The organism is Vineibacter terrae (genome assembly GCF_008039615.1).
Taxonomy (GTDB): domain Bacteria; phylum Pseudomonadota; class Alphaproteobacteria; order Reyranellales; family Reyranellaceae; genus Vineibacter; species Vineibacter terrae.
Genome location: NZ_VDUZ01000042.1, coordinates 18749 through 41270 on the forward strand (window position 1 = coordinate 18749; position 22522 = coordinate 41270).

At 68.0% G+C, this 22522-nt stretch carries 24 protein-coding genes; 2 read left to right on the forward strand and 22 right to left on the reverse strand.

Going from position 1 to position 22522, the window contains the following annotated elements; genetic code table 11:
* Nucleotides 1-6 precede the first annotated feature (6 nt).
* Nucleotides 7-1365, forward strand: coding sequence for a siroheme synthase CysG (gene cysG / locus FHP25_RS29560; protein WP_147850586.1), 1359 nt, complete (start codon nucleotides 7-9; stop codon nucleotides 1363-1365).
* A gap of 53 nt (nucleotides 1366-1418) precedes the next feature.
* Here the strand turns inward: cysG and FHP25_RS29565 are convergent, their stop codons facing one another.
* The 16 genes from FHP25_RS29565 to FHP25_RS29635 all read right to left on the reverse strand — a co-directional run bounded on the left by FHP25_RS29565 (nucleotide 1419) and on the right by FHP25_RS29635 (nucleotide 15446).
* Nucleotides 1419-1766: a RidA family protein gene (locus tag FHP25_RS29565; RefSeq protein ID WP_147850587.1), complete on the reverse strand. Its 348-nt coding sequence runs from the start codon at nucleotides 1764-1766 to the stop codon at nucleotides 1419-1421.
* Between the two features lie 81 nt (nucleotides 1767-1847).
* Nucleotides 1848-2765, reverse strand: a complete 918-nt coding sequence (locus tag FHP25_RS29570) for a M23 family metallopeptidase (protein ID WP_178133879.1) — start codon at nucleotides 2763-2765, stop codon at nucleotides 1848-1850.
* Nucleotides 2766-2870: 105 nt separating this feature from the next.
* Complete coding sequence (locus FHP25_RS29575) at nucleotides 2871-3512, reverse strand: protein-L-isoaspartate(D-aspartate) O-methyltransferase (protein WP_147850589.1); 642 nt, start codon at nucleotides 3510-3512, stop codon at nucleotides 2871-2873.
* An 11-nt stretch (nucleotides 3513-3523) separates the two neighbouring features.
* Nucleotides 3524-4312 (reverse strand): 5'/3'-nucleotidase SurE, encoded by a 789-nt coding sequence (gene surE, locus FHP25_RS29580; protein ID WP_147850590.1) that lies wholly within the window; start codon nucleotides 4310-4312, stop codon nucleotides 3524-3526.
* A 6-nt stretch (nucleotides 4313-4318) separates the two neighbouring features.
* Nucleotides 4319-5614 carry a serine--tRNA ligase gene (gene serS, locus FHP25_RS29585; RefSeq protein ID WP_147850591.1) on the reverse strand — a complete coding sequence of 432 codons (1296 nt, stop codon included), beginning with the start codon at nucleotides 5612-5614 and terminating at the stop codon, nucleotides 4319-4321.
* Nucleotides 5615-5662: 48 nt separating this feature from the next.
* Nucleotides 5663-6475, reverse strand: a complete 813-nt coding sequence (tatC, locus tag FHP25_RS29590) for a twin-arginine translocase subunit TatC (RefSeq protein WP_231712526.1) — start codon at nucleotides 6473-6475, stop codon at nucleotides 5663-5665.
* A 133-nt stretch (nucleotides 6476-6608) separates the two neighbouring features.
* The gene (locus FHP25_RS29595) at nucleotides 6609-8108 is read right to left on the reverse strand and encodes a carboxypeptidase M32 (protein WP_147850592.1); all 1500 of its coding nucleotides are present in this window, start codon (nucleotides 8106-8108) and stop codon (nucleotides 6609-6611) included.
* A 12-nt stretch (nucleotides 8109-8120) separates the two neighbouring features.
* Entirely contained in the window at nucleotides 8121-8873 is a 753-nt protein-coding gene (locus tag FHP25_RS29600) for an SURF1 family protein (protein WP_178133880.1), read from the reverse strand.
* 5 nt (nucleotides 8874-8878) lie between these two features.
* Entirely contained in the window at nucleotides 8879-9250 is a 372-nt protein-coding gene (locus FHP25_RS29605) for a DUF983 domain-containing protein (protein WP_147850594.1), read from the reverse strand.
* 173 nt (nucleotides 9251-9423) lie between these two features.
* Entirely contained in the window at nucleotides 9424-10305 is an 882-nt protein-coding gene (locus FHP25_RS29610) for a cytochrome c oxidase subunit 3 (RefSeq protein WP_147850595.1), read from the reverse strand.
* A gap of 1 nt (nucleotide 10306) precedes the next feature.
* A complete protein-coding gene (locus FHP25_RS29615; RefSeq protein ID WP_147850596.1) occupies nucleotides 10307-10963 on the reverse strand; it encodes a cytochrome c oxidase assembly protein in 657 nt (218 codons plus the stop codon).
* Complete coding sequence (locus FHP25_RS40990) at nucleotides 10960-11127, reverse strand: hypothetical protein (RefSeq protein WP_178133881.1); 168 nt, start codon at nucleotides 11125-11127, stop codon at nucleotides 10960-10962. Before FHP25_RS40990 ends, FHP25_RS29615 begins: the two co-directional genes overlap by 4 nt.
* Before the next feature lie 17 nt (nucleotides 11128-11144).
* Nucleotides 11145-12068, reverse strand: a complete 924-nt coding sequence (locus FHP25_RS29620; RefSeq protein ID WP_231712527.1) for a heme o synthase — start codon at nucleotides 12066-12068, stop codon at nucleotides 11145-11147.
* A gap of 56 nt (nucleotides 12069-12124) precedes the next feature.
* On the reverse strand, nucleotides 12125-13744 hold the full coding sequence (gene ctaD, locus FHP25_RS29625; protein WP_147850597.1) for a cytochrome c oxidase subunit I: 1620 nt from the start codon (nucleotides 13742-13744) through the stop codon (nucleotides 12125-12127).
* Nucleotides 13745-13784: 40 nt separating this feature from the next.
* The gene (gene coxB, locus FHP25_RS29630) at nucleotides 13785-14663 is read right to left on the reverse strand and encodes a cytochrome c oxidase subunit II (RefSeq protein WP_147850598.1); all 879 of its coding nucleotides are present in this window, start codon (nucleotides 14661-14663) and stop codon (nucleotides 13785-13787) included.
* A gap of 219 nt (nucleotides 14664-14882) precedes the next feature.
* Nucleotides 14883-15446, reverse strand: coding sequence for a hypothetical protein (locus FHP25_RS29635; RefSeq protein WP_147850599.1), 564 nt, complete (start codon nucleotides 15444-15446; stop codon nucleotides 14883-14885).
* A gap of 149 nt (nucleotides 15447-15595) precedes the next feature.
* Between FHP25_RS29635 and tldD the strand changes: the two genes are divergently transcribed.
* A complete protein-coding gene (gene tldD / locus FHP25_RS29640) occupies nucleotides 15596-17032 on the forward strand; it encodes a metalloprotease TldD (protein WP_147850600.1) in 1437 nt (478 codons plus the stop codon).
* A gap of 341 nt (nucleotides 17033-17373) precedes the next feature.
* Here the strand turns inward: tldD and FHP25_RS29645 are convergent, their stop codons facing one another.
* The 6 genes from FHP25_RS29645 to FHP25_RS29670 all read right to left on the reverse strand — a co-directional run bounded on the left by FHP25_RS29645 (nucleotide 17374) and on the right by FHP25_RS29670 (nucleotide 22510).
* Nucleotides 17374-17922 (reverse strand): hypothetical protein, encoded by a 549-nt coding sequence (locus tag FHP25_RS29645; RefSeq protein ID WP_147850601.1) that lies wholly within the window; start codon nucleotides 17920-17922, stop codon nucleotides 17374-17376.
* A 38-nt stretch (nucleotides 17923-17960) separates the two neighbouring features.
* Nucleotides 17961-18482 carry a hypothetical protein gene (locus FHP25_RS29650; protein WP_147850602.1) on the reverse strand — a complete coding sequence of 174 codons (522 nt, stop codon included), beginning with the start codon at nucleotides 18480-18482 and terminating at the stop codon, nucleotides 17961-17963.
* Nucleotides 18483-18596: 114 nt separating this feature from the next.
* Nucleotides 18597-19286, reverse strand: coding sequence for a cysteine hydrolase family protein (locus FHP25_RS29655; protein WP_147850603.1), 690 nt, complete (start codon nucleotides 19284-19286; stop codon nucleotides 18597-18599).
* Between the two features lie 10 nt (nucleotides 19287-19296).
* Nucleotides 19297-20832 carry an ABC transporter ATP-binding protein gene (locus FHP25_RS29660; protein ID WP_218578702.1) on the reverse strand — a complete coding sequence of 512 codons (1536 nt, stop codon included), beginning with the start codon at nucleotides 20830-20832 and terminating at the stop codon, nucleotides 19297-19299.
* Nucleotides 20829-21512: a biuret amidohydrolase gene (gene biuH / locus FHP25_RS41550; RefSeq protein WP_147850604.1), complete on the reverse strand. Its 684-nt coding sequence runs from the start codon at nucleotides 21510-21512 to the stop codon at nucleotides 20829-20831. Before biuH ends, FHP25_RS29660 begins: the two co-directional genes overlap by 4 nt.
* Nucleotides 21509-22510: a formamidase gene (locus FHP25_RS29670; RefSeq protein WP_147850605.1), complete on the reverse strand. Its 1002-nt coding sequence runs from the start codon at nucleotides 22508-22510 to the stop codon at nucleotides 21509-21511. The genes biuH and FHP25_RS29670 overlap by 4 nt, the downstream gene beginning before the upstream one ends.
* Nucleotides 22511-22522: the final 12 nt, after the last annotated feature.

Genomic DNA, 22522 nt, shown 5'->3' on the forward strand with positions numbered 1-22522 from the left:
CTGGCCATGCGCGCCTTGCCGCTGTTCCACGATCTGCGCGACCGCCTCTGCCTGGTGATCGGCCAGGGCGAGATTGCCGCGCGCAAGGCCGCCGCGCTGCGCGCCGTCGGCGCGAATGTCCGCATGGCCTCAGGCTTCGATGCCGGTGACCTGGCCGGCACGGCGCTCGTGGTGGTCGCCGAAGCGCCCGAGACGATCGCCCATGCCGCCTGCGATGCCTGCCGCGCGCGCGGCATCCCGATCAACGCCGTCGACCGGCCGGCGTATTGCACCGTGACCTGGCCGGCCATCATTGATCGCGATCCTGTCACCATCGCCATCGGCACCGGCGGCACCGCGCCCCTGCTGGCGGCGCGGCTGCGCACGCGCATCGAGCAGGCCGTCCCGCATACCGTGGCCGTACTGGCCGCGATCGCCGAGCGATGGCGTCCGCTGGTGAAGCGGCAGCTACCGGACACCGCCGATCGCCGTCACTTCTGGCAGCGGTTCTTCACCGGCGCCGTCGCCCAGGCGGCGCTGGCGGGCGATCGTGCCGGCGCGCAACGCCATGCGATCGCCCTGCTCGCCAATAGCCGAGCCCGGCCGCGCCTGGGCCACGTGCATCTCGTCGGCGCCGGCCCCGGCGATCCGGAGCTGCTGACCTTGCGTGCGCTGCGGCTGATCCAGTCGGCCGAGATCATCGTCCATGACCGCCTGGTCGCGACCGAGGTCCTGGATCTGGCGTCACGGGAGGCGCGTCGCATCGATGTCGGCAAGCGCCGCGCCACCGCCTGCATGCCGCAGGCGCAGATCAACGCGCTGCTGGTGCGCCTGGCACGCGAGGGCGCTCGGGTCGTGCGCCTGAAGGGCGGCGATCCCTTCATGTTCGGACGCGGCGGCGAGGAGATCGAAGCGCTGATCGCGGCCGGCGTGCCGTTCGACGTGACCCCGGGCGTGACTGCGGCGCTGGGTTGCGCGGCGTATGCCGGCATCCCGCTGACCCATCGCGACCATGCCCATAGCTGCGTGTTCGTGACCGGCCATCGCCGCGACGGGCGGCTCGACCTCAACTGGCGGATGCTGGCGCAGCCGGGCCAGACCATCGCGATCTACATGGGCGTCCACGCCCTGCCTGAGCTCAGCCGGCAATTGCAGGGGCACGGGTTGTCGGCAACGCTGCCGGCGGCGCTGATCGTCGACGGCACGCGGCCGAGCCAGCGCGTGCTCGCCGGCACGCTCGCCGACCTGCCTGCTATCGTCGCGGCCGATCAGCAGCTCGACCGGTCGGCGCCGGGCCTGGTCATCGTCGGTGAGGTCGCGGCCGCGGCGCGCCGCATGCCGGCCGGCGCCCGACCCGGTTCATTCGCCCGCATCGCGGCGGAATGAAAACGCCCGCAGCATCGCGGCTGCGGGCGTCCGGAGCAGTGCAGCGCCGGCGCTTACTTCGCCGCCTGCACCATGATCTCGACCACCAGTCCCGGGGCGGCGAGCTTGGCTTCGACCGTGGCCCGCGCCGGCGTGTTGCCCGGCGCCACCCAGGCATCCCACACCTCGTTCATCTGGCTCCAGGTCTTGATGTCGGTGAGCCAGATGTTGGCCGATAGGACCTTGCTCTTGTCGGTGCCGGCCTTGGCCAGCAGCGCGTCGATCTTGTCGAGGATCTGCTTGGTCTGCCCCTTCACGTCCTGGGACGTGTCGTCGGCGGTCAGGCCCGCGAGGTAGACCGTGTCGCCATGCACCACTGCCTGGCTCATCCGCGGACCCGGATTGATGCGCTCGACGCTCATGCTTCCCTCCTTCATGAACACGCGAAAGGCGGCGCACCTTAGCACGCCGCCCCTGCGGAAAAGCGAGTCGTTGTTGGCCGCTCAGGGCAACAACGTCGTGGGATCGACAGGCTTGTTGCGCTGGCGGATCTCGAAATGCAGCTGCGGCTGCGACACGCCGCCGGTCTGGCCCACCGTGCCGATCGCCTGTCCCTTCTTGACCGCGGCTCCCTTCGCAACCGAGGCGCGGTCCAGATGCGCGTAGGCCGTGACGTAGCCGCCGGCATGGCTCAGCAGCACGAGATTGCCCAGGCCCTTCACCTCGCTGCCGACATAGACGACGGTGCCGCCTTCGGCTGCCTTCACCGTCGCGCCCTGGGCCGCGGCGATGTTGATGCCGTCGTTGCGCTGACCATCCGGCCGGTTGCCGAAGCCCTGCAAGGTCGAGCCGCGCAGCGGCCAATCGAACCGCGGCGCCGTCGCAGCCGGTCGCGTTGGCGTGCTGCTGGCCGTTGGAATCGGCACCGGCTGCGGCGCCGTCCCGCTGCCGGCGGCCGGGCTCGGCGACGACGGCGGCAAGGTGCCGGCGACCGGCTTGGGTGGCTGCGATTGCGGCGTGCCGGTCGGCGGCGGCAGATCGGTCGACGAGACGCGGCCGTCCGTCGAGGTCGGCGCGGGCGTCGATGGCCCCGACGACGGCGTGCCGGAAGGCGGTGGCGCCATCCCCTGCTCGACCACGCGCGCATTGGGAATCTCGAGCCACTTGCCGGCCGCGAGCTTGTCGGACGGCTTGAGGCTGTTGCGGTCGGCGATGGTCGACGCCGGCACGCCGAAGCGGCTGGCGATGCTGTCGATCGTGTCGCCCTCCTGGACGACATAGATCGGCGCCGACGCCGACGCTGAGGCAGATCCAGGATACTCGATCGTGCCCTGGCGACCGCCATAGACGGCACTGTCGTACCACCCGCACGACGCGGTGATGAGGCTGAGCGCAAGCACAATACCGGCCCGGACGGGCATCGGTTGGCGGCGCGCTCGCGAGGGGGTGCGATGCGCGTTGTTGTTCATGGACCGGAGACTACCGGAAAACCGGCCTGATGGGAATGCATCCGCTGCGCCCGCAGCCTAGGCCTCGTAGGTGGGCAGCGCGCCGGCCACCAGCGGCACGAACCGGACCGGCATCAGCTCCTCGCGCGTGATGCCATGCTCGGTCCTCACGACGCGCTCGACGGTCTGGTTCACGGGATCCGGCCCCACGGGCACCAGCATGATGCCGCCGACCGCCAGCTGATCGACCAGCGCCATCGGCATCTCGCCCGCCGCCGCGGTCACGATGATCCGGTCGTACGGCGCCTGCGGCGGCCACCCCTTGGTGCCGTCGCCGACATGGAAGACGACGTTATGCACGCGCAGGTCCAGCAGCCGGCGCTCGGCGTCGCGCGACAGCATCTTGTAGCGCTCGATGGTGAACACCCGCCGCGCCAGCCGCGCCAGGATCGCGGCCTGGTAGCCGGAGCCGGTGCCGATCTCCAGCACCTTCATGCGCGCGCCGATATCCAGCGCCTGGGTCATCGCGGCGACCACCAGCGGCTGGCTGATCGTCTGGCCGAAGCCGATGGGCAGCGCCATGTTGTCGTAAGCGCGCTCCACGAAGGTGCGCGACACGAAGGCTTCCCGCGGTATCGACGCCATCACCGCCAGCACGCGCTCGTCGGTGATGCCACCGCGCTGCAGATCGGTAATCAGGCGCTGCTTGGCGACACTCATCCCGGCGTTCGCTACTTGCGGGAGAAGGCTTCGCGCAGGCGTCTGCGCATGGTTTCGTGCGTCAGGTCGAGATGCAGCGGATTGATGGAGATGGCACCGCGCCGCAACGCCTCGATGTCCGTGCCGGGAACGAGATCCTTCTCGGTCGGCGTGTAGTTGATCCAATAGTACGGCGTGCCGCGCGGGTCGAGGCGCTCGAGGATGTGGCCGCCGAAGCCGCGCTGCCCTTGGCGCGTGACCTCCATGCCGGTCACGGCATCGGCATCGACGTCGGGAAAATTGACGTTGATGAGCGCCTCGTTCGACCAGTCGACCGCCAGCACGCGGCGCACGACATCGGCCCCGTGGCGCTCCGCGGTCTCCCACTTCACCGGATTGGGATGCGCATAGGCCTGGCTCATCGCGATCGAGCGGATGCCCAGCAGGCAGCCTTCCATCGCCGCCGCGATCGTCCCCGAGTAGGTGACGTCGTCGGCCAGGTTGGTGCCGCGGTTGACGCCGGAGAGCACCAGCGTCGGCGGCTTGTCGCCCATCAGGTGCCGCACCGCGAAGAGCACGCAATCGGTCGGCGTGCCGTCGACCGCCCACTTGCCTTCACTGACCTCACGGGCGCGCAGCGGCTTGGACAGCGACAGTGAATGCGCGGCGCCGGACTGGTTCGTCTCCGGCGCGACGACCCAGACGTCGCTGCTCAGCGCGCGTGCGATTTCGAACAGGGACACCAGGCCCGGCGCGTTGATGCCGTCATCGTTGGTGACCAGGATGCGGGCCTTCGCCGGATCGAGAGGAGGAAATGCCATAAGCCGTCAACCCTTGGCGGCGCGGATGGTTTCCACCCCGCCCATGTAGGAACGCAACGCCGCGGGCACCGTGACCGTTCCGTCCTCGTTCTGGTAGTTCTCGAGCACCGCGATCAGGGTGCGCCCGACCGCCAGGCCTGAGCCGTTGAGCGTGTGCACGAAGCGCGTGCCCTTGCCCTCGCGCGGGCGGTAGCGCGCGTTCATGCGCCGGGCCTGGAAATCGCCCATGTTGGAGCAGCTCGAGATCTCGCGATAGGCATTCTGGCCCGGCAGCCAGACCTCGATGTCGTAGGTCTTGTGCGCGCCAAAGCCCATGTCGCCGGTGCACAGCACGACCGTGCGATATGGCAGGTCGAGCCGCTTCAGCACTTCCTCAGCGCAGCCGGTCATGCGCTCGTGCTCGGCGGCCGCCTGCTCCGGCGTCGTGATCGAGACCAGCTCGACCTTGGGGAACTGGTGCTGGCGGATCATGCCGCGCGTGTCCTTGCCGGCGGCGCCGGCTTCCGAGCGGAAGCACGGGGTCCATGCCGTGTAGCGCAGCGGCAGATCCTTCTCGTCGAGCACCGCGTCGTTGACGAGGTTGGTGAGCGGCACCTCGGCGGTCGGGATCAGCCAATAGCCGTTGGTGGTGCGGAACAGGTCGTCGCCGAATTTCGGCAGCTGGGTCGTGCCGTACACGGCATTGTCGCGCACCAGCAGCGGCGGGTCGACCTCGAGATAGCCGCCGAGCGCCCCCTCCGCCGGCGCGGTGTGCAGGTCGAGCATCAGCTGCGCCAGCGCCCGCTCCAGCCGCGCGAGCTGCCCCTTGATGACGACGAAGCGCGCGCCCGACATGCGGGCCGCGGCCGCGAAATCCATCAGGCCCAGCCCTTCGCCGATCACGACATGATCCTTGGGATCGAAGGCGAAGTTGCGCGGATTGCCGACCCGGCGGATTTCCTTGTTGTCGCGCTCGTCCTTGCCGTCCGGAACGTCGGCGTAGGGCAGATTGGGGATGGCCGCGAGCTGCTCGGCAAGCGCCGCCTCGGCATCAGCGGCTGCTTTTTCCGCTGCCTTCTGCACCGAGTCGAGGCCGTTGACCTCGGCCATCAGCGCGTCCGTCGGCTCGCCCTTGCCGCGCGCGATACCGATCTGCCTCGACAGGGCCTTGCGCCGGGCCTGCGCCTGCTCGCTTTGCGTGATCGCGGCGCGCCGGCCACGGTCGATCTCCAGCAGGGCGGCTGACAGCGGCGCCAGCCCGCGGCGCTTGAGTCCGGTGTCGAAAGCCTCGGGATTGTCGCGAATGGTTCGGATGTCGTGCATGGGAAGCGCTTTGGTTGGAGCGAGGGATGGCTGGCGGCGACGCTGCGTTCAGCTTGTCGACGACTCCTCGGCCGACGACTTCGCCGCTTCCGTGCCCGGCGAACTCTCCTCAGCCTCCTCCTCCTGCTTGCGCTTCTTCTCGATCATGGCCCCGATCCAGATGGACGCCTCGTAGAACAACAGCAGCGGCGTGGCGAGCGCGAACTGGCTCACGACGTCCGGCGGGGTGAGCACGGCCGCGACGATGAAGGCGATCACGATGGCCCAGCGGCGCTTGGCCTTCAGCGTGGCGGTGGTGACCAGGCCGACCCGGACCAGCAGGATCAGCAGAACCGGAACCTCGAAGGCGAAGCCGAACGCGAAGACAAGCTGGAGGACACGCTCCAGGTAGTCCGATGCGCGCAGCGTCTTCTCGATCTCCGGCGGCGTGTACAGCGCCAGCATGAAATTGATCACGTACGGCAGCACGAGGTAGTACATGATCGCGCAGCCGGCGTAGAACATGAACGGCGTGGCGATCAGGAACGGCCGGAACGCCGCCTTCTCGTGCCGGTAGAGGCCCGGCGCCACGAACGCCCAGATCTGGGTCGCGATCAGCGGAAAGCCGATGATCAGCGCCAGGAAGCCCGACATCTTCACGGTGACGAAGAAGAACTCGAAGATGTCGAGCACGATGACCTTGTAGCCATCGCTGATCGCCGGATGGATCAGGAACGAGAAGATCGGCTTGGCGAAATAGAAGCAGCCGACGAACACCAGCAGGAAACCCAGCAGCGCATAGATCAGCCGCTTGCGCAGCTCGACCAGGTGATCGAGCAGCGGCATCGGCTTGTCGTCTTCGGGTCCGTCGAGGGCGCTCACGGCGATATATCCGACAGCGAGGGGTTCACGCGGTTATGCCGCCAAACACCGGGGGTTTCCACCCCCCGTTTTGACCTCGCGGTCATCCCGGCGCGCCTTCCCGCCCGCCATTCCTGATTTCAGGATGACGGCGTCAGGACTGCAGATAGCGGCGCTCCAGATGGCGGCGGAAGGCGTCGGCGCCCAACGGCGCTCCGGTAGTGGCGCGCAGCAGGTCGTCGGTGCCGGCGCTGGCGCCTTTTTCATGCACATTGACCCGCAGCCAGCGATACAGCGGGACGAAATCGCCGCGGGCGAGGCCGGGCTCGATATCCGCATCGGCCCTGAGGGCAGCCTGGAAGAGCTGGGCCGCGGCCAGGGCGCCCATGGTGTAGGTCGGAAAGTAGCCCAGCGCGCCATCGTACCAGTGGATGTCCTGCAGGCAGCCCACCGTGTCGGTCGGCGGGCGGATGCCCAGGCCTCGCTGCATGCCCTCGTTCCAGGCCGCCGGCAGGTCGTCGAGCGCCAGCTCGCCCACGATCAGGGCCCGCTCCAGCCGATAGCGCAGGATGACATGCAGGGGATAGGTGACCTCGTCGGCGTCGACCCGGATGAAGCCGGGCTGCACCACCGTGTACAGCTGCAGGACGTTGTCGGCTTCCCAGGCCGCCCCCGTGCCGGCGAAGGCGGCGCGCATGCGCGGCGCGGCGAAGGTGATGAAGGCCAGGCCGCGGCACGCCTGCATCTCCAGCAGCAGCGACTGCGATTCATGCAGCGCCATGCCGCGTGCCCGGCCGACCGGCTGATGGCGCCAGGCGGCTGGCAGCCCGGCCTCGTACATGGCATGTCCGGTCTCATGCAGGACACCCATCAGGGCGCGCGCGAAGTCGGCCTCGTCGTAGCGGGTGGTGAGCCTGACATCGTCGGGCGTGCCGCCGGTGAAGGGATGCGCCGAGACATCGAGGCGGCCCTTGCTGAAGTCGAAGCCGACGGCCCGCATCATCTCGATGCCCAGCTGGCGCTGCGCCTCGACGGGAAACGGGCCGGCCAGCGGCAGCGGCGCCGGCCGCGCCGCCTGCCGCTCCAGCACGCGCTGCAGCAGGTCGGGCAGGAACGCCTCCAGCTCGGCGAACAGGGCGTCGATGCGCTCAGCGCGCCCGTCCGGCTCGTACTGGTCGAGCAGCGCATCGTAGGTCGACACGCCGAGCTTGGCGGCCTTGGCCTGGCCGGTCTCGCGCACGAGATCAAGCACGACCTGCAGGTGCGGCTTGAGGCTGGCGAAGTCGTTCTTCGGACGCGCCTCGCGCCAGGCCATCTCGCAGCGCGTCGCGGCCCGGGCCATGGCCTCGACCAGCGCCGGCGACAGGGCCGTGGCGTGGATCCAGGCGCGCCGCATCTCACGCAGGTTGGCCGACTGCCAGGCATCGAGGCCACCCGCCGCTTCGGCGCCCGCCAGCAGATCGCCGACCTGGGGCGCCGAGAGGATCTCGTGGGCAAGCACCCCCAGCGCCGCAGTCTGCTCGCCGCGGTCGTCGGCGCTGCCCGGCGGCATCATGGTCGAGCGATCCCAGCCCAGGATCGCCAGCGCGCCTTCGATCGCGCTCAGGCGACGGAAGCGGGCTTCGAGATCGAGGTAGGCCTTGTTGGCGGTCATATCGGCAGGCGCCTACCCACGCTCGGGTGGTGGCGGTGGGGCGGGATGCTGCCGCCGCCAATGATAGACGACATAGATCACGACCAGCGTGGCCGCCAGCAGGAGCCACGTGATGGCATACTGCAAATGGTCGTTGGGCAGGTTGACGCGGGTCTGGCCGCCGATGGGGAAGCCGCCCGGATTGGGCGTGGCATCGGCAGCCACCCACCAGCGATCGGCCTTGAGGTCGGGCGCATCCGGCAGCCCGGCCGCCCGGCGCATGGCCGCCACGTCGACCGTCAGCCATACGTTGCGATCGGGCCGGTTCTCCGGCACGAACCAGCCTCCGACGCCGGCCTCGGTCAGCCGGACGACGCCTTCCACCGTCACCGTTCCACTGACCTGGCCCTCGGGCCGCCGGGCCGGGTCCTTGCGCTCCTCGGGCACCCAGCCGCGGTTGAACAGCACGACCTCGCCGCTCTGCAGCCGCAGCGGCGTCACCACCTGCAGGCCGACATTGCGGTTGAGGCTGCGCGCCAGAAGGTGGAGCTCCTTGTCGTGCAGGAAGGTGCCGACCAGCCGCACCTTGCGGTACTCGGCGGCCGCGGGGTCGGCGGCGACCGCCGCCGCGTCGATCGGCGCCTCGGCCATGCGGGTGTGCAGCCGTTGGATCAGCTCGCCCTTCCAGGCCATGCGCTGGAACTGCCAGGTGGCCAGCCCCAGCATGAGCAGGATCGCGGGCACCACGCAGACGGTCGCCCAGAAAGTCGGCTTGAAGCGGGCCATGATGCCTATGTGGGATCGGGATCGCCCGTCGTCGAGCGATGCTTGTATTGCTGCGCCACCAGGACGCCTTTGATGATGCGCAGCGGCACCAGGGTCGCCACCAGGATCACCGGTATCCATATCACCGCGTGCAGCCACAGCGGCGGCTCGTAGCTGAACTCGACCCAGAGCACCAGCGGCACGATCAGCGCACCCAGGCCGAGGATGACGAAAACGGCCGGCCCATCACCAGCGTCATGGCCGCGCAGATCCAGGCCGCAGACGGCACAGCCGTCGCGGACGGTCAGGAAAGCCCGAAACAGATCGCCCTTGCCGCAGCGCGGGCATTTGCCGGCAAGTCCGATCGTGAAGGAGGATTGCGGCGGCCAATCGGTCATATGTTGTCAATCCTCCCCACGCAGCGGGGAGGTGCCCTGAAGGGGCGGAGGGGAACCGACGCGGTCCAAGCAACCCGACCACGTCGGATCCCCATCCGGCTCAGGCGTTTCGACGCTTCGCGTCGAAACGCCTGTATCGGCCACCTTCCCAACGGCGTGGGGAAGGAAAAGCGTCAGTGCACCGCCGGGACGGCGTTGCCCATGCCCCACCAGTAGATGGCGAAGAACAGGAACAGCCACACCACGTCGACGAAGTGCCAATACCAAGCCGCGGCCTCGAAGCCGAAATGATGATCGGGCTTGAAGTGTCCCTTCATGGCACGGAACAGACAAACCGCGAGGAAGATCGTGCCCACGAGCACATGGAAGCCGTGGAAGCCGGTGGCCATGTAGAACGTCGACGGGTAGATGCCTTCGCGGAAACCGAACGCGGCGTTCGCGTACTCGTACACCTGCACGCAGGTGAAGAAGCCGCCGAGCAGCACGGTCAGCAGCAGGCCGCGCACCGCGTTCTTCTGGTCGCCCTCGAGGATGGCGTGGTGCGCCCACGTCACCGTCGTGCCCGATGTCAGCAGGATCAGCGTGTTCATCAGGGGCAGGTCGAACGGATCGAACGGATGGATGCCCTTCGGCGGCCAGACGCCGCCGGTGGCTTCCGCGCGGCCCGGCATGTTGGCGGCGCCGGGATACAGCGAGGCGTCGAAGAAGGCCCAGAAGAACGCCATGAAGAAGAACACTTCCGACGTGATGAACAGGATCATGCCGTAGCGCAGGCCGAGCTGGACCACCGGCGTATGGTAGGTCCGCGACTCGCGGATGACGTCCTTCCACCAGAACCACATCGTGGTCAGCACGATCAGAATGCCCGGCGCGATCTTCCACACCCCCAGCGCGGCGATGCTGTCCTTGTGCGCCGCGCCGAACATGTCGGGGTGCATGAAGAGGGCAGTGCCGAAGGCCAGCACCACACCACCGATCGAGCCCACCAGGGGCCATACGCTCGGATCGACGAGATGATACGGATGCTTCTGTGCGGCGTGCTCGGCAGCGGCCATCTTACCCACCCTTCCTCTTGTCCCCCGGACCCTCGCCCGCCGGTGCCTGGCCGACGCCGGGCGATGCCGGCGCCAGGGCCTTTTCCAGCAGCGACTTGGCGCGGTCGGTCTTGGCCTCGAAAAACGTATAGGACAAGGTGATCGTCCTCACCTTGTCATACTTGCGGTCCTTCGCCATGTCGGGATCGACGAAGAACGTCACAGGCATCTCGACGGATTCGCCCGGCATCAGGAGCTGCTCGGTGAAGCAGAAGCACTGGATCTTGTTGAACCAGGCGCCGGCGATGTCGGGCGTCACGTTGTAGGTCGCGGTGCCGACGATCGGCCGCTGCGACATGTTGGTGGCGCGGTAGAAGACCAGCATCTCCTCGCCCAGCCGGACCTTCACCTCGCGCTGCAGCGGCTCGAACTTCCACGGCAGATTGCTGTCGCGGCTGGCGTCGAAGCGCACGGTCACCTTGCGATCCAGCACACGCCCCGGGGCCACCGTCGCCACCTGCGTCGTGCCGGCGAAACCCGTGGCCCGGCAGAACATGTCGTAGAGCGGCACGGCCGCGTAGGCCATGCCGACCATGCCGGCGACCGCGCCGAACGCCCCGAGCACGACCCGGCGGTTGCGCCGCGTCAGCGCCGCGCGATCGATGTCGTCGGTGCTCATCGTGGCGCCCCCGGCAGCACGCCCGCGCCACCGAACCGAACGATGGTGATGGCGAAGAACAGCACGCAAATGCCAATGATCGTCAGCAGCAAAATCCAGTTCTTGGTGCGCTGCTTGATGTGCCGCTCGCTCAGGCGCGGCTTGCCGGGGTCGCGATCGGCCATCGCCATCTCCGCTTGCCTCAGCCCAGCAGCAGGCGGTCCGCGACCATGGCCGCGAACAGCACGAAGAGATAGGCCAGCGAGAAGCGGAACATGGCGCGGGCCGGCGCGACGTCGCCGTCCGCGGCCCTCCACACCCGCACCGCATGGCCCAGGAAGACCAGTCCGGCGAGCAGCGAGAAGATGCCGTAGCCCCAGCCGACGACACCAGTCAGGGTCGGCAGCAGCCCTATGGGCAACAACGCCAGGGTATAGGCCAGCATATGACGCTTGGTCGCCGGCACGCCGGCGACGACGGGCAGCATCGGCACGCCGGCGCGACGGTAGTCGTCGTTGCAGAACAGCGACAGCGCCCAGAAGTGCGGCGGCGTCCACATGAAGATCAGCAGGAACAGCGACAGCGACGCCCAGGACACGTCGCCGGTCACCGCCGCCCAGCCCACCATCGGCGGCAAGGCGCCGGCCGCACCGCCGATCACGATGTTCTGCGGCGTGCGACGCTTGAGCCACACGGTATAGACGAAGACGTAAAAGGCGATGGTGAAGGCCAGCAGCGCCGCTGCGACGGCGTTCGTCGCCACCGCCATCAGGGCGACCGAGAAGATCGACAGCAGCACGCCAAAGCCGAGCGCATCGTCGGCGGCGACGGCGCCGGCCGGGATCGGCCGGCTGCGCGTGCGGGTCATGACCGCGTCGATGTCGCGGTCGTACCACATGTTGATGGCGCCCGAAGCGCCGGCGCCGATGGCGATCGCCGCCACCGCGACGGCGCCCAGCAAGGGATGGATATGGCCCGGCGCCAGCCACAGCCCGACCAGGCCGGTGAACACCACCAGCGACATGACGCGCGGCTTGAGCAGCGCAACATAGTCGGACACGCGCGAGACGCCCGGAGTCGCCAGGGCGTCGACAGTGTCCAACATCGGGGCCGGTGCGTGCGTCATGTCCTGCTGCTATCCCAGATCCGCCGGCGCCGCGGTGCGGCGCCGGCCTGCTCCGATCAGTGGTGGGCGGTTGCCGAGATCTTCGGCAGCTCGTCGAAGGTGTGGAACGCCGGCGGAGACGACACCGTCCATTCCAGCGTGGTTGCGCCCTCGCCCCAGTAGTTGGCCTCGACCTTGCGGCCGGCCGTCAGGGTGTGGAACACCACGAACAGCCACCACAGCACCGAGGCGAAGGAGATCAGCGCGCCGATCGACGAGATCTCATTCCACAGATGGAACGCGTCCGGGTAGTCGATGTAGTGGCGCGGCATGCCGGCCAGGCCCGAGAAGTGCATCGGGAAGAAGGCCAGGTTCACGCCGATGAACGTCGTCCAGAAGTGGATCTTGCCGAACGTCTCGTTGTACTGGCGGCCGCTCATCTTGCCGATCCAGTAGTAGAAGCCGGCGAAGATGCCGAACACGGCGCCCAGCGACAGCACGTAGTGGAAGTGGGCAATGACGTAGTAGGTGTTGTGCAGCGCAATATCGACGCCGGCATTGGACAGCACGACGCCCGTGACGCCGCCGATCGTGAACAGGAAGATCAGCCCCTGGGCCCACAGCATGGGTGTGGTGAAGCGGATCGAGCCGCCCCACATCGTGGCGATCCAGCTGAAGACCTTCACGCCCGTGGGGACGGCGATGACCATGGTCGCGGCCATGAAGTAGGCACGCGTGTCGACGTCCATGCCGACCGTGAACATGTGGTGCGCCCACACGACGAAGCCGACGACGCCGATCGCGACCATGGCGTAGGCCATGCCGAGATAGCCGAAGATCGGCTTGCGCGAGAAGGTCGAGGTGATCTGGCTCACGATCCCGAACGCGGGCAGGATCATGATGTAGACCTCGGGGTGGCCGAAGAACCAGAACAGGTGCAGGAACAGCACCGGGTCGCCGCCGCCGGCCGGGTTGAAGAAGCTGGTGCCGAAGTTGCGGTCGGTCAGCAGCATGGTGATGGCGCCGGCCAGCACCGGCAGGGCCAGCAGCAGCAGGAAGGCCGTGACCAGGATCGACCACACCATCAGCGGCATGCGATGCAGGGTCATGCCCGGGGCGCGCATGTTGAAGATGGTGGTGATGAAGTTGGCGGCGCCCAGGATCGAGCCGGCGCCCGCGAGGTGCAGCGAGAAGATCGCGAAGTCCATCGACGGACCGGGGTGGCCGGAAGCGCTCAGCGGCGGATAGATGGTCCAGCCGGTGCCCGCGCCCTCGCCCAGGAACAGCGACATCAGCAGGCTGACGAGGCCGGCCGCGGTCAGCCAGAACGAGACGTTGTTCATGCGCGGGAAGGCCATGTCGGGCGCCCCGATCATGATCGGCACGATCCAGTTGCCGAACCCGCCGATCAGCGCCGGCATGACGACGAAGAACACCATGATCAGGCCGTGCGCCGTGACCATCGCGTTCCAGTGATGACCCGGGTTGGGATGCCAGCCCATGAGCTGGATGCCCGGGTTCATCAGCTCCAGGCGCATGTAGACGGAGATAGCGCCACCCAGCAGGCCGGCGCAGGCCGCCAGGATCAGGTAGAGGGTGCCGATGTCCTTGTGGTTGGTGGACAGGAACCAGCGGGTGAAAAAGCCCGGCGTGTGATCGTGATGGTCAGCGTGCGCGGCGTGCGTTCCGGTAGCCATGGGGCGACTTCCTTCGGTTACGCGAACTCAGGAGGCGCGCTCAGCGCGCCGGTGTGGCGGGGGCGGCGGAGGCGACATCGGTCGCCGGTGCCAGGGCCGCGCTCTTGGACTGCGCGGCGATCCATTTGTCGAACTCGGCCTTGGACACGGCCTTGACCGCGATCGGCATGAAGGCGTGGTTGTCACCACAGATCTGCGAGCACTGGCCGTAGAACAGGCCTTCCTTCACCACGTTGAACCACGTCTCGTTGGAGCGGCCGATGATGGCGTCCTGCTTGACGCCGAAGGCCGGCACCGCCCACGAGTGCATCACGTCGGTCGAGGTGATCAGCACGCGCACATTGACGTTGGCCGGGACGACCAGCGGGTTGTCGGTAGCCAGCAGCCGAGGCCGGTCACGCTTGTCGGCGTCCGAGAATTTCGCCCAGTCCTCCAGGGGGACCATGCGGCTGTCGATCGCGTCGACCTTGAAGTCGGGGTACTCGTAGGTCCAGTACCACTGATGGGCCGTGACCTTGACGGTCAGGCCGGCTTCCTTGGTGCGGTCCATGAAGTAGAGCAGCCGGAACGACGGGATCGCGATGCCGACCAGGATGATGACCGGGATCACCGTCCAGGCGACCTCGATCAGCGTGTTGTGCGTCGTCGTGGACGGCGTCGGGTTGGCCGACGCGCGGAACTTCACGAAGACGTAGAGCATCAGCACGAGCACGAGCAACGTGATCAGGCCGATCACCCAGAGCAGGCCGGTGTGCAGCGACACCAGCTTCTCCATCACCGGCGTCGCCGGGTCGTGCAGGTTCATCTGGCCGCGATGCGGCAGGTCGACGAACTGTGCCAACGCACCGCCGGCGAACAGGCTCGCAACGCCCACTCCGAACAGCCCAGCCAGGGCCAACGTACGCGTCCTGCCCATCATTCCTGCACGCTCCCGCTTCTCCCCCGCGCCATCAGGGCATGTCGCGCCACGACGCGCCCTGTCGCACGGCCCTATAAAGTCGCGGGTTATCTAGCAGAACCCATTGACGGAGGTAACGGTTTTTAATCCCTGCCGGCCGTGCGGCAGCCCGCCGCAGCGATCCGCAGCCCCCGGACGTTGCCCTGCGAAACCGTGTCCTGCGACCATCCGCGGCAGGGCTCAGCGCATGGCCATCGACAGCCCGCGGCGGCGCTTGAGGAGGACGACGAGGAAGATCGCCAGCGCGGCGGCAATGCCGGCAAAGCAGACCCCCAGCGCGAGCGCAATGGTGACCAGCAGGCCGCCAACGAAGCCCGTGCCCACCGCCAGCACGGTCTGAGGGCCCTGCCGGCCGTCGTCATAGGCCGCGTCGAACCGGTATGTGCCGGGGGCAGCAATATCGAACGCCAGGACCGAGATCCCCGAGCGGCCGTTGAAATCGTAGTTCGATGTGCCGCCCGGGCGCTTCACGGCGATTTCCCTGCCGTCGGCGGCCCGCACGCTGACGCGCAGGCCGGAGATGCTGGGCGACGTATAGACGCGGCCCTCCACCGTGCTCGTGCGCTCGTGGTAGACGGTGTAGGTGCCGGGCTGCTTCAGGTCCAGGGTGGCGCTGCCGGGCACCACCACCTGCACCAGCGCCACCCCCATGTCCCCCACCCGCGCCATGGTCAGCCAGATCGCACCGGCGATGGCGGCGACCAGGACCATGACCGAAACGACGTACCAGCCACGACTGGGCATACGCACCGCCTCCCTCGATCGCCCCGCCAAGGTGAGCTTGGCCGAACATGTCGCATGATAGCATGCGCCGCCGGCGCCGGCGGGCGATGCGTCCGCCGATGGACGCAGGCCGTTCAAATACCTATCTTCCGGGCTGATCAGGAGGTTCCATGTCCCAGCATCTCACGACGGCCGACGGCCTGTTCTTTCAGCGCGCCGGCCTTGACCGCGACCGCACCGAGCGGATCGTGCGCGAGGCGCTGACGGGTGCCGACGACGGCGAGCTCTTCCTCGAATACGTGCAGAGCGAAAGCCTCGCCTGGGATGACGGCAAGCTCAAGAGCGCCAGCTTCGATACGACGCAGGGCTTCGGGCTGCGCGCCGTCTCGGGCGAGACGACCGGCTACGCCCACGCCTCGGCGCTCGACGAGGGGGCGCTGGCACGCGCGGCGGAGACGGTGAAGGCCGTGCGGGCCGGGCGCGGCGGCACGGCGGACCAAGGCCCGCGCGGCACCAACGCCCTGCTCTACACCGAGGACAACCCCATTGCCGGCATCGACTTCGAGGCCAAGGTCAAGCTGATGGCCGAGATCGACGCCTATGCCCGCGCCACCGAGCCGGCGCTGCGCCAGGTCTCGGCGTCGCTGGCAGCATCGTGGCAGGTGGTCGAGATCATCCGCGCCGACGGCCAGCGCGTCGCCGACGTGCGGCCCCTGGTCCGGCTCAACGTGTCGGTGGTTGCCGGCCGCGGCGACCGCCTGGAGACCGGTTCCTGCGGCAGCGGCGGCCGCAGCGCCTATGGCGAGATCTTCAACCCCGATTACTGGAAGGACCAGACCGACGAGGCCATCCGCCAGGCCTTGGCGAACCTCGAGTCGGTCGATGCCCCGGCCGGCGAGATGCCGGTGGTGCTCGGCCCGGGCTGGTCGGGCGTGCTGTGGCATGAGGCGGTCGGCCACGGGCTGGAGGGCGATTTCCATCGCAAGAAGACCTCGGTGTTCACCCGTCTCATGGGCGAGACCATCGCCGCGCCGGGCGTCACGGTGGTCGACGACGGCACCATGCGTGACCGCCGCGGCTCGCTCACGATCGACGACGAAGGCACGCCCACCGAACGCACGGTGCTGATCGAGAACGGCAAGCTGGTCGGCCTGATGCAGGACCGCATGAACGCCCGCCTGATGGGCATGCGGCCGACCGGCAACGGCCGGCGCCAGAGCCACGCCCACCAGCCCCTGCCGCGCATGACCAACACCATCATGCTGGCCGGCAACCACCACCCCCACGAGATCCTCGCCTCGGTGAAGCGCGGCCTCTACGCCGTGAATTTCGGCGGCGGCCAGGTCGACATCACCAGCGGCAAGTTCGTCTTCTCCTGCACCGAAGCCTACCTGATCGAGAACGGCCGCGTCGGGCCGCCAGTGAAGGGCGCGACCCTGATCGGCGCCGGCGCCGAAGCGCTCAAGAAGGTCGACATGATCGGCGACGACATGGAGCTCGACCTCGGCATCGGCACCTGCGGCAAGGATGGCCAGGGCGTGCCGGTGGGCGTCGGTCAGCCGACCCTGCGCCTTGACTCGCTGACCGTCGGCGGCACGCGCGCCTGAGCCTCATTGAATGCGCATTTATTGTGCGTATTCCCATCGGACAGGCCCGACCGGCCTGCCCGGTGGGGAATTTACGGTGGATTGGACGCCCCCCCCGATCCTCCATATGGAACTGAGCACACGCTCTTTCCTGAGGAGGACGGCGGACATCCCGTGCAAGATCAAGCTGCCCGGCTGGTACCAGCTATCGGCAGAAGGTGAGTCGTGACTGTCATCCCGAGCGAAGCGAGGGATCTCCTGCGAATGGCGCACTGTGCGTCCCACGCGGGAGATCCCTCTCCTGAGCCTGTCGAAGGGGCGCTCAGGATGACGGATGTATCAGCGACCTGCGATTCCCAGCACTAACGCGTGTCCGATACCTTGAATGACTCGACGAAACGCCGGACAGCGGCTTTCGAGGCCTCGTCCGGTGCGTAGGTCGCCAGCAGCCGGTAGAGCCGGTTCTTCACGAAGTACGTGCGCATCACCACGCCGTCGCCCTTCTCGCTCTCGATATCGAGCGCGTAGCCATCCCAGCCTTCCAGGGTGATGGCCTCGTCGCGCATGTATTTGTACTTGTCCTTGGGGAAGGCTTTTTCGGCCGCGCCCCGCCCGATCTCGTAGGCCATCTGCTTGCTGTCGCGCTGGCTGATGAAGTCCGGCTGGTAGTCGACATAGTCGAAATCGAAATTCTGCCCACCCGCCGTAGCCTGGTAGACGGTGCGCAGGCCGTCGAACGACGCCTGCTTCTCGTCGACGGTGCCGCGATCGACCGGCGCCGGCATCTCGATCTTGAAGCGCATGTCGGGCGCGATCACGTCGGTCCAGGTCTGCGCCATCCCGGCGGACGACAGACCGGCACCCATGGCGAGCAACAGCCCCACCACGGCGCGGCGGCACCACTTCAGCATGCGACGTCTCCCCTGGTGCTGTGGATGACCGGATCCTCTCAGCGGCGAAGCGGCTTGAACGACTCCAGAAACGTCTTCACGTTCAGGTCGGCCTCTTCCCACTGCGCGGCATCGACGAAGGCCTCGACGCGATAGACGTTGCCGCTCGTGACGCACACGCGCGCCGCATAGATGATGTCGTCCGGCAGCTGAGCCCTCAGGCTACGCCCCGGCACGCCCTCGCCGCAATCCTGTGGCTCGTCGCGCTCGACCTTCTCTGGCTTCATGCCGGTGAGCGCGCGCTTCGTCGTTTCCTCGGCGATCGCTGCGGCGTCCTTGCCCGCGCGCATGCCGGACGGCCAGCGGATCGCCAGGACGCTGAACGACTGCTGCGGATTGCCCGTGACGTAGTAGCCCGCAGGGCGGCCGGCGTCGCGCCACTCGCGTGCCTTGACCGCGTTGGGCACGCGCACGACGAAGCCGTCATCGTTCTCCCGATACTCGCGCCATGTCGACACCGGCGGCAGCATCCCGATCTGGGCCAACACGCCCTGCGACGCCAATGCCACAACCGGCAACACGATCAATGTCCACGTCAAACGCAAAATATCTCTCCGCACCGCGTGCCCATGGCCGCCCTCGCCTGGGCGTCCAGGCCGGCAGTCTACCACGCAGCGGGAGGTGCGCGACGACTGTCATGACGAGCGCGCGAGGCTGGCGGCGCCCGCCAGGGCGTCCAGGATGGCGTCGACAGTCGCGGTCCAGCCCACGATGCCGCCCTGGGCACGCACCATCTCGAGGGTCGCGCGCTTGAACCGCGGGAAGTAGCTCTCGGTCGCGTCCTCGGCCAGGAGGCACTCGTAGCCGCGGTCGTTGGCCTCGCGCATCGTGGTCTGCACGCAGACCTCGGTGGTGACTCCGGCGAGCACCAGGTGCGTGATGCCGCGCGCCGCGAGCGCCGCTTGCAGGGGCGTGGCGTAGAACGCGCCCTTGCCCGGCTTGTCGATCACCACCTCGTGCGGCAGCGGCGCCAGCGCCGGCAGGATGTCGCTGCCCGGCTCACCGGCGATCAGGATGCGGCCCATCGGACCCGGGTCGCCGATGCGCAGGCTGGGCGTGCCGCGCAGCCGCTTGGCCGGCGGACAGTCCGACAGATCGGACTTGTGGCATTCCCTGGTGTGCACGACCATCAGGCCCGCCACCCGGAATCCGTCGATCAGCCGGCGCACGGCGGGGACGATGGCACGCAGCGGCGTCACATCGTTGCCCAGCGCAGCGCCGAAGCCGCCGGGCTCGATGAAGTCGCGCTGCATATCGATCACAACAAGCGCCAGGTGCGGCGGGACAAAGGCGAACGGCCCGGGCTGAGCGAGGATCTGTGGCATCGGCAGCTCGTCAATGTCCGGCCATGGCACGGCCGATGACGCCGATATCGGCACCACACGACGCCGTCTCGTGCCTGAGGCGGCCTTCGAAGATCACCGCGATACGGTCGGCCAGCTCGAGGATCTCATCGAGATCCTCGCTGACCAGCAGCACGGCGACACCGCGGTTGCGGGCGGCCACGATCTGCGCCCGGATCTCGGCAACGGCGCCGAAATCGAGGCCGAAGCAGGGATTGGCCACGATCAGAAGGTCGACGTCGCCCGAGAGCTCGCGGGCCAGCACGGCGCGCTGCACGTTGCCGCCCGAAAGCGATGCGATCGGCGAATCGGGGGAGCGGGTTTTCACGCGGTACCGCTCGATCAGCGCGCGCGCCGCCGCGCGCATCGGCGCCCGGCGCAGCCAGATGCCGCCGCTCGCATTGGGTGGCTGGTCGAAGCGACGGAAAGCCATGTTCTCGGCGACGGACATGTGGCCGACGCAGGCATTGCGCAGCGGCTCTTCCGGCAGGCAAGCCACCTTGTGGCGCAGCATTTCAGCCCGCGTCGCGCCGTAGGCCTCGCCGTGGACCCTGACAACGCCGCCCACCGCGTGGCGCTGGCCCCCCAGCACCTCGATCAGCTCGCGCTGGCCGTTGCCCGAGACACCCGCGATGCCGACGATCTCGCCGGCATGCACGGTGAGGCTCAGGCTGTCGACCGCTTCCTGACCGGAGTCGTCCGTCGCGCGGAGATCGTCTATCTCCAGCACCGGCGTGCCCGCAGCGCGCGCAACGCGATCGACGGCCTGCTTCACATCGCGATGCCCGATCATCATCTCGGCCATGGCCGCGTTGTCGAGATCGGCCACCTTGCCGGCACCGGCGAGCCTGCCCCGCCGCAGGACCGTGACCGCATCGGCAAAGGCATTCACCTCGCGGAACTTGTGGGTGATCATCAGCACGGTGATCAGCCCGCGCCGCGTCATGCGCTTGATCGTGCCCAGCACCTCGTCGGCCTCGCCCGGTGTCAGCACCGATGTCGGCTCGTCGAGAATAATGAAGCGGCATTGCAGGTAGAGCTGACGCAGGATCTCGGCCTTCTGCTTCTCGCCCGCGGCGAGGTCGGCGACCGCCGAATCGAGCGGCACCGTGAACGGCATGCCGGCCAGGAAAGCCTCCAGCTCGGCGCGCTCCCTGGTCCAGTCGACGACGGCCGGCACATGCGGCCGCGACAGCAGGAAGTTCTCCAGCACGGTCATGTTCGGCACCAGCGTGAAGTGCTGGTAGACCATGCCCAGGCCGTGCGCGTGCGCCTGCCGCGGGTGGCCGATCTCCACCTCGCGGTTGTTGATCATGATCTGGCCGTCATCGGGCGTGTAATAGCCCATGATGCATTTCACCAGCGTGCTCTTGCCGGCACCGTTCTCGCCGAGCAGCACGTGGAAGCTGCCGGAGCGCACCTTCATCGACACATCGTCCAGCGCCGCGAAGCTGCCGAAACGCTTGGAGTAGCCGATCACCTCCAGCGCCGGCGCGCCCGACGGTGCGTGGGCATTGGCAGCCATCATGCGATCGCCTCGACCAGCTGCCTGGAGTCGGCAACGGCGCCGAAGACGCCGCCCTGCATCGTCACCATCTTCAACGCCGCCAGATGGTTGCCATGATCGGTGGCGCCGGTGCAGTCCGACAGGATCAGGCACTCGAAGCCGCGGTCGTTGGCCTCGCGCATGGTGGTATGCACGCACACATCCGTGGTGATGCCGGTCAGCACCAGGTTGTCGATGCCGCGCGTGCCCAGCAGCAGCTCCAGGTCGGTGGCGCAGAACGACCCTTTGCCCGGCTTGTCGATGATCGGCTCGCCCGCTCGCGGCGCCAGCTCGGGAATGATCTCCCAGCCCGGCTCGCCGCGCACCAGGATGCGCCCGCACGGGCCATCGTCGCCGATCCCGGCGCCGATGCGGCGCGAGCGCCAGCGCTTGTTGGCCGGCAGGTCGGCAAGATCGGGCCGATGGCCCTCGCGGGTATGGATGATGTGGTAGCCGCGCTCGCGCATCACCTTCAGCACACGGGCTATGGGCGCGATCGGAGTGCGCGTCAGCGACAGGTCGTAGCCCATCTTGTCGACGTAGCCGCCGATGCCGCAGAAATCGGTCTGCATGTCGATGACGATGAGGGCGGTATTCTGCGGCCGCAGATCGCCGTTGTACGGCCAGGGATAGGGATCGGCGGCGACGTGGCGCTCGCTCATGACGCGCTCCCGCCATAGACGCGGTTGGGCACGGGGAAGCCGCAGGAGGTACCGTCCCTGACCTCGACGTCCGCCTCCCATGGCAACCGGTAGCGACCGGCGGCGAGGTCCTGCATGTAGCTGTAGGGACAGTCGCCGGCGCCGCCCAGCACCGCCACATAGCCGCGATGGCCGAGCTGGTAGATGTTGTTCTCGACGCCCCAGCCGGCCCGGGCCTCGCGCACCAGGTCGGGCCGCACCTCGGCGGTGACGATCTCGTCGGGCACGCCGCTGCCCTCGGCCAGCAGCGTGCCGTCGAAATTGCAGATCATCGCCTCGCCCATCGAGTTGAACGTGCCGTCGCTGCCGCACATGCAGACACTGGCGGTCGCCATCAGATTGCAGAAGGCGTTGGCCTGGTTGGTCACCTTCCAGGCATGGCGGATCGGAGCCGTGTAGCCGGCGGTGCGCAGCATGATCTCGGCGCCCTTGTAGGCCGCCTCGCGCGCCATCTCCGGGAACATGCCGTCGTGACAGATGATCAACGCCAGCCTGGAGCCATTGGGACCCTCGCATACGGGAACGCCCAGATTGCCCGGTTCCCACGGCTCGACCGGCACCCAGGGATGGAGCTTGCGGTAGTAGAGCCTGATGGCCCCCGTATCATCGACAACCAGCCCGCTGTTGTAGGGATTGCCGTCGGGGTTCAGCTCCATGATGGAGAAACACCCCCAGATGCGGTTGTCGCGGCAGGCGGCGCGGAAGGACGTCACTTCGGGTCCGTCGAGCGTGCACAGGATCTCGGGCCGCGTGTCCATCGACAAGCCGTGCAAGGCGTATTCGGGGAACACCACCAGGTCCATGCTGGCCATCCCGCGGCGCGCCTTGGCGACCATGGCCACGATCTTCTCGGCCTGGCGTGCGACATCGGCGCGGGTTTCGATCACCGGCAGCTGAAGCTGGACAAGGCCGATGACGACTCCGCTCCGGGATTTGTTGAGCCCACCCAACCCGTTCATCGGTCCTCCTTG